Here is a 12542-nt window from a genome sequence, read left to right on the forward strand (position 1 = left end):
GATACTGTAATGTAAACAGACCCCGTCCGTCTTTAACGATCTTGCTTTATTTAACAGCGCTTAAGGGTGAAATTGCAGGTTCTTTTCCGTTAGCGAGCCTGTCGCAGCCCTTTTTTGCTGGCCGGTAACCTTGCGGTGAGTGCGATCGATAATCTTTCAGCTCGCGGTGTCTTCAGGCCGTTACGGCACGCCACTCAATTGCCCGTTTAAGTCATCGATTCCTTTTAACCAATCGGTTAAATAAAATACTGGATATTTGAACAGGTGTTTGTATAATAATTCTACTGCCCGCTGGGTATTGGTAGAGTTAGTGAGGGGTCAACCCATGATGATTTCGACTGAAAGCCTCAAATCACTGGAACAATCGGTCACAATGAGCAGCCGTGAACTGGCGCAGATGACCGGCATCACGCATGGAGAAGTTAAGCGGTTAATTAAAAGCCTGGAGACCGCCCAGCGCCTGTCGCAGCCGATCGTTGTTAATGACTATGAGCGGGAAGGGGAAGTGCGTCAGGAGTACCGGCTGAACAAACGTGACTCATTGCTGGCCGTGGCACGCCTGTCGCCAGGTTTTACCGCTGAAGTGCTGGACCGCTGGCAGGATCGCGAAAAAACCACGCATCTGCCTGACTTTACCAATCCGGCAGAAGCCGCTCGTGCCTGGGCTGAGCAGTTCGAGCAGCGTCAGGCCGCTGAACAGCAGCTGGCGCTTTCCGCCCCCAAGGCGGCCTTATTCGATAACTTCGTCGAAGTCGAGGATTCGCTGGGTTTTCGCCAGTTGTGCAAGATGCTGAAAGTGAAAGAACCTGAATTTCGCCAGTTCCTGCTGGAACGCAATATCATGTATCGCGCCAAAGGAACACTGACGCCGCAGCATTACCATCTGCAGGCCGGTTATTTCACGCTGCACTCCGGCGTGGGCGAAAATCAGCATGCCTTTTCCCAGGCACGTTTCACGGCTAAAGGCGTGAAGTGGGTTGCCAGCCTGTGGGCAGGCCACGTCTCTGCCCAGCCAAAAGGTGCCGCAGCCTGATGGGTTTTACCGCCGAAAGCGTGTCATAAACACAGTGCGTTTGTTCCTGACACAACATAGAAAAAGGCCGCATCACTGCGGCCTTTTCGATTTTAATGGATGCTGATTACCAGCCTTTTATGGCATCGCCTTTATAAACTTCCTCCGCTTTCGCAGCGACTTCAGGTGACTGCAGCGCTGACTTCAGCTTCTGAATTTTATCGCTGTCTTTATTATCTTCGCGCGAAACCAGCGCGTTGACATAAGGTGAGGCGGCACTCTCCATAAATAATCCATCGCGGTGTGCTGATAATCCAGCCTGAGCCGAGAAGTTGGTATTAATGATCGACAGGGTAACGTTAGGATCATCCAGCGTCCGGGTCAGTTGTGGCGTATCGACTTCAACCAGCTTCAGATGTTTTGGATTCTCAACAATATCGAGTGAGGTCGGTAAATAACCCACACCCTCTTTAAGTTTAATCAGGCCCTGGGCCTGCAGCAATAACAGGCTACGTCCCAAAGTCGTTGCTTCATTAGAGATAGTGATAGTGGCACCATCCTGCAGCTCGTTGATGTTTTTGATTTTGTGCGAGTAAGCGGCAATCGGGAAGACAAAGGTCTTACCGACCACGGCAAATTTGTAACCGCGCTCTTTAGATTGATCTTCAAGATAAGGCAGACTCTGGAAGGCGTTCGCATCCACCTCTTTATTATTCAGCGCCTCATTGGGTAAGACGTAATCGTTGAAGTTAAGCACTTCCACATCCAGCTGATATTTATCTTTTGCGACCTGTTTTACCACCTGCCAGATGGCTTCATCCGGCCCGGTATTAATCGCTACTTTAACTTTGTTGTCGTCATCTTTTGAGCAGGCGGATAATAATAAAACAGAACTGGCAAGTAACGCCGTAAACAGACCTTTCATTATCAGAAATCCCTCAGGTAATAGATGGCATCAAAGATAATACAGAATGGCCAGGTTGCGTACTGACTGAGGGATATAACTTATAACCATAAAATATCCTATTGCTCATAAATTAAACAACTCAGGCGGGTTATTTATTACGCGCCGAATGACCACCTTCAATGGCGGCAATAAAGCCCCTTCCGATCAAGGCAGAAAGTCGGCGACCCGCCTTATCAGAATGGATAAGCAGATCACCATTTTTATTCTATGCTTAGAGCGCAAAGCAGGCGTCAGACGCCTGGATTTCACTGATTAAATACCGGGATTAACCATGTCAAAACAGGATACCCGCAGCGCTTCAGAGGTCACCGCCGTCGAAGTGATGCGCAGCAGTCAGGCCTGGAACGGCGAAAGGATTGAATGCTATCCGGCCGGACAGCCGGAGCTTACCGTAATGCGTCTCTCTCTGCCGGCCAATACCTCATTACCCTGGCATACACACCCGATGCCCAATGCGGCATTTGTTCTTTCCGGCACCCTGATTGTTGAAGATAAACAGAGCGGCGAACAACAAACTTTTCATGCCGGACAGGCGTTGAATGAAACGGTTAACAGTGCGCATCGGGGCTTTACCCTCGACCAGCCGGCTGAACTGGTAATTACCTATGCCGGTGTAAAAGGGCAGGAACTGACTGAGCCGCTGCCCGGCGAGCCGGAAGAGTTTTAGCCAAGAGCAGGGCACCTGGCCATCTTCACCTGATGTAAATCTATGGCCGACGTGCTCTGTTTTGATAAGGATCAGTAAAACCGCTGCCCGGCCAGATTAGGTTTGATGGTTCTCATTCTCCTCTCCACCGAATCAGATTTCATCTACAGCAAAAAGGATTAATTTCATGGATAAGAACGTTGCTCTTTTGCTTGCGCCTGGCTTTGAAGAAGCCGAAGCCATCGTCACTCTGGACATTCTTTCACGGCTGGGCGTTCACGTTGTAACGCTGGCCTGCCAGTCCACCAGAGAGGTCACCAGCTATCACAACCTGAAGGTGCTGGCGGATGATCTGCTGGAAAACAATCGGGAGAGGCTGTTTGATGCGGTGATTATTCCTGGCGGGCCGGATGGCAGTAAAAACCTCGCGGCAAATGAGGCGGTAATCGCGTTTATTCGCCGTCACGATCAGGAAGGTCGTCTGATTTGCCCGATCTGTTCTGCGGCAGCACGCGTACTGGCGCCACAGGGTCTGCTTAAAGGTCGCCACTTTGTCAGCTCCGGAACGTCGTACCAGGATGTCACCGATGGTCGCTATGTCGATGCGCCAGTAGTTAAAGATGGCAACCTGGTCAGCGGGCAGGATCTGGGTGCCGTTTTTGATTTTGCCTTCGCGATTGCTTATCTGCTGACCGGGGAGGGCGATAACGTCCGGGAACAGGCTGAGCATATCAGCCATACCCTAAAAGTCGATCTCACCACGCTTTAGGATTGATATCCTGTCAGCCGTTGCGCTGACGGGATGTTACCGCAACGGCAGGACGCAGCCTTATCGGGATTGAGGTTAACCACCAAAACCGGCCTGCCGCAGCACCGATTTCGCCAGTGGCGAAGCTAAAAACACCGCCAGCGCCTCTGCCTGAGGCGTGATGACCGCACAAACATATTCTGCTGGCGGGTTAAAAACCGTCGGAATCTCCAGCACCGTCAGCCCGGCAATCTGGCTAAGAGCGCTCCGATAGCTGGCATAGCCAATAAACAGATCCGCCTTACCCTCCCGAATGAGCCATTCTGCCGCCAGCCTGCCGTGTGGAACAGGCGGAGTATCACGGCCGCCAACCAGGGCCATCGCCCGCTGGCGAACCACTTCCCCGGCGTCACCCATCAGGGTGAACAGCCGCTGCGTGTAGTCACCTGAAGGATCGGCGCCCGGCGTAGAGGTAGCTATACGGAGATTTCTGCGGGTGAGCAGGGTGAGCCAGTCGTCTCCCGGGTGCAGCAGATCGCTGCGAACGGTCAGACAGAGCGTATTGCTGGCAAACGGGACGATCGACAGCGCGCGTCCCTGATCCAGCAACGACGCGGGATGAGCCCTATTGGCCGATGCAAACAGATCGCAGGGTTCACCGGCTTCAATGCGCTCACGTAACAGTCCGGCCGGACCGAACAGGGTATCAACGGGTTGTGGAAAGTGCGCCATCAGCGCAGGCCAGACGCTTTTCAGACTGCCCGCCGCCAGTACGCGCATTAGTCGCTTCCCTGCCATGAGGTACGGTAAAAGCGCTGATACCAGTCGTTAGCCCGCTTGCGCATGTCGATATCCTGGAACTTCTCCGGATAGAGTTTTTTCGCCATCCACAGTTCGCCAATGCCCATTGCTTCCGGCATCGGGTAACCCCAGGCCTTGGCATAATCCGGCATCAGATAGACCCGATGATTTTTAACCGCATCGATGGTCTGCCACTGTGGCGAATGGTTGATTTCATCGATCACGGAGGGATAACGATCCTGCACAAAAATCACCTGCGGATTCCAGGCAATAACCTGTTCCATCGACACCGATTTAAATCCCTGCACGGTCGCCGCCGCCACGTTAACCGCGCCAGCGTGCGCCATCATCAGGCCGGTATATTTACCGGAACCGTAGGTGGTCAGTTGTGGGTTTGCCATATAGGCACGAATACGTTTCTCAGCCGGAATATCCTTCAGGCGATCGCTGACGATTTTACGACCCTGATCGGTGGCTTCAATCAGCGCTTTCGCCTCGGCGGGTTTATTGACGATCTCGCCGATAAGCGTAATCCCTTCACGCAGACCTTTGTCGTAAGCCATTTCCTCGTCGCTGAGAGTCGGATTCATTTTGGCCTTTTCACCCGGCTGATCATGTCGCAGCGAGATAGCCACCACCGGAATCCCCAGCGCGCTAATGCTGTCGATCATCTCCTGTGGGGCGTAGTTGGTCACGAACACCACCTGCGGATGCAGCGCCACCAGTTTTTCGGGATCGACATGCGTCAGATCGCCCAGCGCCGCTTTCTGATTCAGCGTCGGAGCCAGCCGGGCATAGCCATCGCCCAGTTGCTGTTTCCAGTTCGCCATTACGCCGACAATTTTGTCGGTGGCATTCATCTGCACCAGCAGGTTCAGCGTCTGATGCTGAAGCACCACAACACGATCAACACGATCGGGAATCGTGACCTGACGGCCAATCTGATCGGTTATCTGGCGTGATGCCTGGGAGCTGAGCGGAAGGAGTATCAGTAAAACCGGAATCAATACCTGCCAAAAGCGCTTTGTCATAATGTCCTCACATTTCGATATGCAATGGATTATACAGCGCAAGCCGGAACAGGTCCTGATTGATATCAGTGTATTTTGTCGCTCGGGACAGACTGCTGAGGTTAAGTCGATAAAGCTAAGTCGATAAAGCAGGAGAAAACGGGGTTTATCACTTTTAGGCTAACACGCCTGGTGTGCATAATGCAGGCTGCGTAACCGCTGCACGTCCATTCATTTCTGCGCGGTACGGAACGCGATGAAAGCGGATCGCGGCACAATCCGGCTCACAGAGAACCAGCTAACGCTGCGGGTTGTCTGGCGGCGCTGCGGCGGCGAACAGTCCGCTGATATCCCGCGAACCATGTAGCAGTCTCTCTATGCGGACTTCGGTATCAAGCACCCTGAACACGATGAGGTAGCGCCCGTAAGCACAGCTTCTGACGTTCTGCCCCAGCTCCGGCCTTTCTCTGTAGATGACCGGTGATTCAGCTATCAGCGTACAGCTCTGCCGTGAAACTCATCGCACGCACCGGGTTATCCTCCGCGATATAGTCGCCGATGGCTTCCATATCCTGTTCTGCCAGAGGTGAAATACCCAGTTTCATTAAGCCTTACCGCCTTCAGCCTGACGTCGGTATTTCTGTGACAGGCGACCAAACACCTCTTCTGCACTTTTGCTTTCGCCGCTGTTTATACCTGCACTGACCGCTTTTTGCAGTGATTCAAGTTTCATCTGCTGCTCCCGTTCTTCCAGTGCCCTGAGTCCCGCACGGATCACCTCACTGGTGTTGTTATATCGTCCGCTTTCTATCTGTTCACGGATGAACGCTTCGAAGTAAGGACTGAGCGCTACGCTGGTTGGCATGGTCATATCTCCATCAGGATTACTATCAGTTATTAACTGTTAGTATACTGCTCCATCTATTATCCGCAGTATCTGGTATCTTTTCCAGGCGATGCTCTGCCTGGGGGCCTTAGCAAAGCGGCGGTTGCAGTCCAGGATGGAGCTGTCCAGCCAGACATTGGCTTTCTCGATACAGCTGATGTCCTCGAGTCGCATCTCTTTGATTAATCGGTCCTGGAGCGTCAGGTTAGTCGCAAAAGCTTAGTGTCTTTATGCCAAAAAAAGGGACATTTCTAAATGGCTAAAAAGTGACATTACTAAATTGGTCTAACACATTAGGTGCGCATAATCTATCTTATGTTAAATAAGCCCAATCAAACGCATTGCCAGCAGGTTGCCAGACTCACGCGCCCAGTCCCTGCTGCCCGTCCCACTACTGTCCGGCTAAGTCAGAGCGGTCACCGCGCGTCGTTGGATGGGAAATGACGATAAATTCTACTGCGCTATCGAATTCGTTTCGCGCCTGATGCTTAGCTTCAGGTGGAATTTCAATTCCCTGCCTCGCAGCAATCTGATGCTTCTCGCCATTGAGTTCCATGGTCAGCACGCCGTCGAGCACGAAGAAAAACTGGCGTGAAATCGAGTGAAAATGGCGTTTCTCCTGGCTATCAGGCGGCATTCTTTCGTGAATGATTAACATATCCTGGCGCTTCAGCAGATACCATCCGTCACAGGCATCTCCCCATTGATAGTGCTCAGCATTCTCTTTAGAAATCATTGCGTCCCCGAAATCTGATAATAAACCTCTCATTATCTGCTCCGCGCGGCAGCCCGCACTGGCTGATCAATACCGCAGAATATCAGCAGAAAAAAATCCCGCAACCGCCACTGACGTTAACGGGATTTTTTATCGTACCGTTACTCTTTGGCTATTGGCGTTGCGTTTTCATCGATTTTTGTCTCGCCCTGGATAGTCTTGATCCGCTGCTCAACCGCATTCACCTGCTCACTGCTGTGCAGCAAGGTATAAGTCAGATCAAAAGCCGTGCTGGCACCGGGCTGCAGTTGCTTAACGCGCTTTTGCTCACGTTCAATGGTGACCGGATAAGCATAACTGGTGCCGGGTTCGATTCCTGTTACATAGCCCTGTTTCAGGGTATCGGTATTTTTCCACAGCGACAGCACCGGCAACTGACGGGTATCGAACTGGATCGAGGCACCAAGGTTACCGGCTTTATTCACCACCGCCGCGACTGACTGATGCTGATCATCAGCAAGTGGTTTGACATTAAACACCATCTCATCAAAACCTTTGGTTGGCCCCTGATAGGTTTGCCAGGTTTTCAGACCAGCTTTGGCATAATCGTTGAACGGGCTGATGCCTGACATGGGAGCAATAAAACGCGCACCCTCTTCCAGAATCGGCGTACCAAAGTTGCTGTGATAAATGATCTGATAATCGTGCGGATAATCTGCATGGTTAGTTAACACATCGTGCAGGCTGAAACTGTTGCTGCCTGGTACGTAGCGCAGTTCAGTCAGGGTCTGCAGATCCGCTTTTTTAAAGGTGCTCTCTTTGATTAAACCGCGGATGCGAATCTCATGCGGTGCCGCGTCAGCCACTTCCACTTCCAGCTGAGAAACCGGGGTATTACCGGCTTTACCATGCAGCGTATAAATTTTACCGTCGGCGGTCACCGGATGGCCGGTCCATTCATAGCCGCAGCGCACCATCATCTCATTGAAACCTTCCAGCCAGCCCAGTCCGTTGCGGCTCTCCAGATTAATAAATGCCGGGTTGACCACCTCTTTAACTGGCGAATCCCAGCCCATACGGCTGCCAAACCCTTCAACACGCAATAAATTCATGCCACGGGTCGGGCTCAGCGTAATAGTCAGGCCATCCTGACTTTTGATAACCAGAATTTTACTGCCTTGCTGCTTACCGCCGTGCAACACCTGCTGTTCAATGCTGAACGGCTTACCTGACAGTTTCAGCTCACTGCTGGAAATTTGCCAGTTGCCTTTATCCATGCCCTGTTCAGCACTCGTCAGCACCCAGGTTTTTGCGGTTGCAGAACCCGAAACCAGCAGAGCCAGTACCGTTAACGCCAGTTTTATCTTCATTATTTATCCCTTTTGCTGAATCGTTTTTTCATGATTTAAGGGAAATCTACGGGCTGCGCGTTAACAGAAACGTGACCTGTCTCACCTGCTGAAAAAAGCTCATCAGAATGACGCATTAATGCGTGCTCAGTCACACAAAGATGAACGCGCTAACAGTTATTGCAGCCATTTGCGTGAAGAAAACAGTAAAAGCATTACACGATTCAGCCTGTAATCGGCTGGCAGCCGGATCATTCAGGATGGTTAATATCCACTCAGCCTGTTCAGGCGGTTTGATTTCCGGCCGGTTAAAAATAAAAAAATAATGAAACTCACCCGCAACTTTTTCAGCTGGCCAGCGAACCTGTTAATAAGGTCATCAGGCGACACCGCCTGCCTGTTAACGGAGAGAGAGCTATGCCGATGAAAACCACCCTGAAAACCCTGGCTATTGCCACCCTGATGGCGCTCAGCGTCCCGGTCAGTTCCGCCCTGGCTGCCCTGCAGGTCGGTGAAAAAGCGCCTGACTTTAAGCTGGAAGCCGCGCTGGCTGGTAAAGCGACCACCTTCTCGTTGCAACAGGCGTTGCAGAAAGGACCCGTGGTGCTCTACTTCTTCCCCGCCGCGTTTAGCGCCGGCTGTACGCTGGAAGCCCACGACTTTGCCGAAGCAACTGATGAATTTAAAAAACAGGGCGCGACCGTCATTGGCGTGACCGCGGGCAACACCGATCAGATTGCAAAATTCTCGCAGCTGGAATGCCGGGATAAATTCACCGTGGCGGCCGATCCTGGCGCAAAAGTGGCGGCCGAATATAACAGCACCATGGAGATGAAAGGCCAGAAACTCTCTGACCGTACCTCTTACGTTATTGCGCCGGACGGCAAAATTCTGCTCAGCTATACCGACAAAAATCCTGATGCCCATATCCAGAAAGCGATGGATGCGGTTAAAAAATATCGTCAGGCCAATCCGGCTTAATCTCACTTTCCGAGTAGGTTCATCATGCTGACAGCCATTGCAGCCGCCTTTCTGGGCGGCATTATTCTCAACTTAATGCCCTGCGTTTTTCCGGTAATCTCACTGAAAGCGCTGAGCCTGATTCGCCATCACAACCAGCCCGCCCATGCGCGCAGTGAAGGGCTGGCCTTCCTGCTCGGTGTCGTGGTGACGATGGTCGCACTGAGCGCGGTGCTGCTGCTGGCGCGTGCCGGAGGGGCTTCAGTGGGTTGGGGATTCCAGTTGCAGTCACCGGTGGTGATCGCACTGCTGATTCTGGTGATGCTCGGTTCTGCACTGAATCTGCTCGGGCTGTTTGAAGTGGGACTGTCAGTGCAACGGGTTGGCGGCGTAGGTAGTGACCGTGGCGGTCTGCTGGGATCGGCGCTGACCGGTGCGCTGGCCATTATTGTCGCCACACCGTGCAGCGCGCCCTTTATGGCCAGCGCCGTTGGCTATGCGCTGACTCAGCCGCCCATGGTCAGCCTGGTGATTTTTATCTCTCTGGCGCTGGGTTTTGCTGCGCCCTTTACTCTGATCTCCTTTTTCCCGCTGCTGGCGCGCATTTTACCGGCACCCGGTGCCTGGATGATCACACTTAAACAGGGTCTGGCCTTCCCGATGCTAGGTGCGGTGGGCTGGTTGATCTGGGTGCTGGAGCGTCAGGTGGGTTCAGCTGCGCTGGCCGCTATTCTCATCTGCTGCCTGTTACTCAGTTTCGCGGCCTGGCTGTATGGCATGGCGCAGAAACGCCGTATGATGGGTCAGCGTCACTGGGCGCTGCACCTCGCCACCGCCTTTTTCGTGGCATTAGTGGTTCCGCCATTACTGAATCTGAACAGTTTTGCCTCAGCACCACAAAGCGAAGAGGCTTCACAGGCCGCCGCCGCGGTCGCCTGGTCACCACAGAATGTTGATGCGATTAAAGGCCAGGGTAAGCCGATTCTGGTGAACTTTACCGCCTCATGGTGTATTACCTGTCAGGTTAACGATCGCACCTCACTGTCAACTCAGGCGGTCAAAGCGGCGATGGCGCGCACCAGCACCATTTACATGGTGGCGGACTCAACGAAATACAATCCGGATGTGGAACAGGCACTTAGCGATTTTGGCCGCGGCGGACTGCCGCTCTATGTCGTCTATCCGGCCAATGGCGGCAAACCGGTGGTATTACCGCAGGTTCTGACGCCGCGGATCGTAATTTCAGCGCTGGATCAGGCAACGGAGAACGGCAAGAAAACGTGAATCCCATGATGAATCAACACGCTGGCAGCGTGCCAGGCGGTTAACCCGCTGATAATGAATGCCAGAGACTGACAACCGCGCGCAGTTATGGCCACAGCTGATGGCCCGCGCGCAGGAAGGCGATAAATACGCCTATAACCAGTTGCTGAAAGCGATGGTTCCGGCCATCCGGGCTTTAGCGTGCAAAAAAATCAGTGATGCTGCGCTGGTCGAGGATGTGATCCAGGAGACTTTGCTGGCGATTCATCGGGTACGGCATACCTACGATCCGCGACGTCCCATCCTGCCCTGGGTCGCCGCGATTACCTCTGCCAGAGCGATAGATGCCCTGCGTCAGCGGGGACGTCGGCAGGAAGTACAGGATGAGGATGCGCTGAATCATCAGCCAGCTGAAAGTGCCGAGAGCGCCCCTGAAGCAGATGAACTCACTGGTTACTTAGGCAATCTGCCGCTGCGTCAGCGTGAAATTGTCGAATCGGTTCATTTGCGTGAACAGAGTCTGGCGCAGGCGGCGGCGGAAACAAATCAGTCGGTGTCAGCGGTGAAATCGCTGCTGCATCGCGCAATGCTTAACCTACGAAAATATGGAAACAATCATGAGAAATCATGACCCCTTGATTGATCGGTTGACCGAATCCGTCAAGCCGGTGCAGCGCGTCTGGCCAACGCCCTGGCGCGTTGCCGGCTGGATTGCCGCGGCCCTGCCCTGCGGCGCGCTCAGCAGTTGGGCGTTTCATACCCGGCTGACCGACTGGTCACAGCCTGGCGCGGCGGTCGCCCTGAGTGCTCTGCTACTCGCGTTTGTCATTGCTGGCAGCAGCGTTGCGGCGGCCTTTACTCTGAGTATTGCGGGTAGAAAACCGGTCAGCCTGTATCGGTTATGGCTGCTGGCGGGCCTGTGGCTGACGCTGAATCTGTTCAATCTCTCTTCTTCAGTGCCGCCAGCGAGCGCAGGTCGCCTGGGTGAAGGAATACACTGCTATCTGTTTATGCTCTCTGCCAGCCTGCCGATGATGCTGTTATCGGTGATTGCCTTACAGCGTACACGCTCTTTGCATCCCGCAAAAAGCCTCGCGCTGGCGGGTTGCGGCAGCGCGTTCAGCTCTTCGATGCTGCTGTCACTCTGCCATGATACCCATCTGCACCTGATCGATTTTTCGATGCATCTGGCTGCTGGCATCACCATTATCGCCATCACGGTAGTGGCGGGACGGCGCTGGGTGCAACTGGAAGGGTTAACGGAAAAATAAGGCGAGCCGGGATCAACTCGCCTGAGTCGATATCAAATTCTGGTTACAGATGTTCAGCAAACCATTCGGTCTGGACCTGCACAACCTGCCTAAAAAAGTCACCCGTGTAAATATCGTAATGGCGTGCGTCAGTCACTTCATAAAGTTTTTTGTCCGTTGCGGCTATCGCCTCGAATAAGGCCCGTCCCTGTTCTGGAGGATTGACCGAATCTTTACCGGCAATAACGACCAGCGTCGGACACTGAACCTTTGCCGCATTGAGTGCGGGTTTATATAGCAGTGTTTCCCGGACGGTTAGAAAAGGAATCTTAATATCCATTTTTGGATAGTGCTGTCGATTTTCTTCAAAGAACGTTTTAGATTCCACATCGTTTAACACGCGAGTAATCGCGACAAACATCTCTTTGCCGCTGCTGGTGCGTTTCTCTGCCATCTTCTCCAGCGTTGCCGAGAAAGCCGCTTTTTCTGCCGCATCCATTTGCCCTGTCACAATGGCTTCGCCATCAGCAAAAGCAAGCTGGCTGACGATACATTTGATGTCGGCATTATCAGCCGCTGCGCCAAAAACATGGCATCCACCAAACGAGGTTCCCCATAGGCCTATTCTTGTTTCATCCAGTGCGGGTTGCTGTTTTGCCCAGTTCACAACCGACAGAATATCGGCAATTTGCTGCGCGGGCACCAGTCGTCCGCGCTCACCCTCACTGTCACCAAAACCACGATAATCGAAGGTAATGGTAGCAAAACCCGCGCGGGTAAAGGCGTCGGCAAAATCAGGCAGTAAAATCTCTCTGATACCACAAAAGCCATGACATAGAATGATGACCGGATGTTTTGTGGGCTGGACTGGCTGGCGAAGCGTCAGCGCAATGCCCTCAGGCAATATTGAGGTCGTGGTGTCCATCGTTATTCAT

The 12542-nt window shown here is 53.0% G+C and carries 14 protein-coding genes and 1 pseudogene; 7 read left to right on the forward strand and 8 right to left on the reverse strand.

The window, feature by feature from the left end:
- Positions 1 to 325 precede the first annotated feature (325 nt).
- Positions 326 to 1033, forward strand: coding sequence for a phage antirepressor KilAC domain-containing protein (locus tag ACX3P5_RS22140; RefSeq protein ID WP_458969406.1), 708 nt, complete (start codon positions 326 to 328; stop codon positions 1031 to 1033).
- 106 nt (positions 1034 to 1139) lie between these two features.
- Here ACX3P5_RS22140 and ACX3P5_RS22145 read toward each other — a convergent pair whose 3' ends face one another.
- Positions 1140 to 1937 carry a MetQ/NlpA family ABC transporter substrate-binding protein gene (locus ACX3P5_RS22145; RefSeq protein ID WP_233988742.1) on the reverse strand — a complete coding sequence of 266 codons (798 nt, stop codon included), beginning with the start codon at positions 1935 to 1937 and terminating at the stop codon, positions 1140 to 1142.
- Positions 1938 to 2250: 313 nt separating this feature from the next.
- Between ACX3P5_RS22145 and ACX3P5_RS22150 the strand changes: the two genes are divergently transcribed.
- Together ACX3P5_RS22150 and ACX3P5_RS22155 are read left to right on the forward strand one after the other, a co-directional pair.
- Positions 2251 to 2646 carry a cupin domain-containing protein gene (locus ACX3P5_RS22150; protein ID WP_233988741.1) on the forward strand — a complete coding sequence of 132 codons (396 nt, stop codon included), beginning with the start codon at positions 2251 to 2253 and terminating at the stop codon, positions 2644 to 2646.
- 166 nt (positions 2647 to 2812) lie between these two features.
- Positions 2813 to 3394 (forward strand): DJ-1/PfpI family protein, encoded by a 582-nt coding sequence (locus ACX3P5_RS22155; RefSeq protein ID WP_336756181.1) that lies wholly within the window; start codon positions 2813 to 2815, stop codon positions 3392 to 3394.
- A gap of 75 nt (positions 3395 to 3469) precedes the next feature.
- On the opposite strand, the gene ACX3P5_RS22160 is transcribed toward ACX3P5_RS22155, so the two are convergent.
- From ACX3P5_RS22160 to ACX3P5_RS22185, 6 genes and pseudogenes are all read right to left on the reverse strand, one after another.
- Positions 3470 to 4153 carry a molybdate ABC transporter substrate-binding protein gene (locus ACX3P5_RS22160; RefSeq protein WP_458969407.1) on the reverse strand — a complete coding sequence of 228 codons (684 nt, stop codon included), beginning with the start codon at positions 4151 to 4153 and terminating at the stop codon, positions 3470 to 3472.
- A complete protein-coding gene (locus tag ACX3P5_RS22165) occupies positions 4153 to 5205 on the reverse strand; it encodes an ABC transporter substrate-binding protein (RefSeq protein ID WP_458969408.1) in 1053 nt (350 codons plus the stop codon). Before ACX3P5_RS22165 ends, ACX3P5_RS22160 begins: the two co-directional genes overlap by 1 nt.
- A 277-nt stretch (positions 5206 to 5482) precedes the next feature.
- Positions 5483 to 5789 (reverse strand): annotated as a pseudogene (locus ACX3P5_RS22170) (type II toxin-antitoxin system RelE/ParE family toxin).
- Positions 5789 to 6049 carry a type II toxin-antitoxin system ParD family antitoxin gene (locus tag ACX3P5_RS22175; protein WP_233988737.1) on the reverse strand — a complete coding sequence of 87 codons (261 nt, stop codon included), beginning with the start codon at positions 6047 to 6049 and terminating at the stop codon, positions 5789 to 5791. Before ACX3P5_RS22175 ends, ACX3P5_RS22170 begins: the two are co-directional and overlap by 1 nt.
- A 412-nt stretch (positions 6050 to 6461) precedes the next feature.
- Positions 6462 to 6806: a cupin domain-containing protein gene (locus ACX3P5_RS22180; RefSeq protein WP_233988805.1), complete on the reverse strand. Its 345-nt coding sequence runs from the start codon at positions 6804 to 6806 to the stop codon at positions 6462 to 6464.
- A gap of 140 nt (positions 6807 to 6946) precedes the next feature.
- Positions 6947 to 8155 (reverse strand): aldose 1-epimerase family protein, encoded by a 1209-nt coding sequence (locus ACX3P5_RS22185; RefSeq protein WP_458969409.1) that lies wholly within the window; start codon positions 8153 to 8155, stop codon positions 6947 to 6949.
- Positions 8156 to 8551: 396 nt separating this feature from the next.
- On the opposite strand from ACX3P5_RS22185, the gene ACX3P5_RS22190 reads away from it, so the two are divergent.
- Genes ACX3P5_RS22190 through ACX3P5_RS22205 form a run of 4 tightly spaced genes read left to right on the forward strand, consistent with a single transcriptional unit; the run spans position 8552 to position 11628 of the window.
- Positions 8552 to 9115 carry a peroxiredoxin gene (locus ACX3P5_RS22190; protein WP_233988735.1) on the forward strand — a complete coding sequence of 188 codons (564 nt, stop codon included), beginning with the start codon at positions 8552 to 8554 and terminating at the stop codon, positions 9113 to 9115.
- Between the two features lie 24 nt (positions 9116 to 9139).
- Positions 9140 to 10378: a protein-disulfide reductase DsbD family protein gene (locus tag ACX3P5_RS22195; protein WP_458969410.1), complete on the forward strand. Its 1239-nt coding sequence runs from the start codon at positions 9140 to 9142 to the stop codon at positions 10376 to 10378.
- 58 nt (positions 10379 to 10436) lie between these two features.
- The gene (locus tag ACX3P5_RS22200) at positions 10437 to 10988 is read left to right on the forward strand and encodes a sigma-70 family RNA polymerase sigma factor (RefSeq protein ID WP_233988733.1); all 552 of its coding nucleotides are present in this window, start codon (positions 10437 to 10439) and stop codon (positions 10986 to 10988) included.
- Positions 10975 to 11628: a DUF1109 domain-containing protein gene (locus tag ACX3P5_RS22205; protein WP_336756187.1), complete on the forward strand. Its 654-nt coding sequence runs from the start codon at positions 10975 to 10977 to the stop codon at positions 11626 to 11628. The genes ACX3P5_RS22200 and ACX3P5_RS22205 overlap by 14 nt, the downstream gene beginning before the upstream one ends.
- A gap of 43 nt (positions 11629 to 11671) precedes the next feature.
- Here ACX3P5_RS22205 and uilS read toward each other — a convergent pair whose 3' ends face one another.
- Positions 11672 to 12532: a UilS family quorum-quenching N-acyl-homoserine lactonase gene (gene uilS / locus ACX3P5_RS22210; protein WP_458969411.1), complete on the reverse strand. Its 861-nt coding sequence runs from the start codon at positions 12530 to 12532 to the stop codon at positions 11672 to 11674.
- Positions 12533 to 12542: the final 10 nt, after the last annotated feature.

This window comes from Pantoea sp. S-LA4 (assembly GCF_054482835.1).

Coding starts and splice junctions, on each gene's coding strand:
- ACX3P5_RS22140 (WP_458969406.1), top strand. CDS start 326: ATGATGATTTCGACTGAAAGCCTCAAATCACTGGAACAATCGGTCACA.
- ACX3P5_RS22145 (WP_233988742.1), bottom strand. CDS start 1,937: ATGAAAGGTCTGTTTACGGCGTTACTTGCCAGTTCTGTTTTATTATTA.
- ACX3P5_RS22150 (WP_233988741.1), top strand. CDS start 2,251: ATGTCAAAACAGGATACCCGCAGCGCTTCAGAGGTCACCGCCGTCGAA.
- ACX3P5_RS22155 (WP_336756181.1), top strand. CDS start 2,813: ATGGATAAGAACGTTGCTCTTTTGCTTGCGCCTGGCTTTGAAGAAGCC.
- ACX3P5_RS22160 (WP_458969407.1), bottom strand. CDS start 4,153: ATGCGCGTACTGGCGGCGGGCAGTCTGAAAAGCGTCTGGCCTGCGCTG.
- ACX3P5_RS22165 (WP_458969408.1), bottom strand. CDS start 5,205: ATGACAAAGCGCTTTTGGCAGGTATTGATTCCGGTTTTACTGATACTC.
- ACX3P5_RS22175 (WP_233988737.1), bottom strand. CDS start 6,049: ATGCCAACCAGCGTAGCGCTCAGTCCTTACTTCGAAGCGTTCATCCGT.
- ACX3P5_RS22180 (WP_233988805.1), bottom strand. CDS start 6,806: ATGATTTCTAAAGAGAATGCTGAGCACTATCAATGGGGAGATGCCTGT.
- ACX3P5_RS22185 (WP_458969409.1), bottom strand. CDS start 8,155: ATGAAGATAAAACTGGCGTTAACGGTACTGGCTCTGCTGGTTTCGGGT.
- ACX3P5_RS22190 (WP_233988735.1), top strand. CDS start 8,552: ATGCCGATGAAAACCACCCTGAAAACCCTGGCTATTGCCACCCTGATG.
- ACX3P5_RS22195 (WP_458969410.1), top strand. CDS start 9,140: ATGCTGACAGCCATTGCAGCCGCCTTTCTGGGCGGCATTATTCTCAAC.
- ACX3P5_RS22200 (WP_233988733.1), top strand. CDS start 10,437: ATGCCAGAGACTGACAACCGCGCGCAGTTATGGCCACAGCTGATGGCC.
- ACX3P5_RS22205 (WP_336756187.1), top strand. CDS start 10,975: ATGAGAAATCATGACCCCTTGATTGATCGGTTGACCGAATCCGTCAAG.
- uilS (WP_458969411.1), bottom strand. CDS start 12,532: ATGGACACCACGACCTCAATATTGCCTGAGGGCATTGCGCTGACGCTT.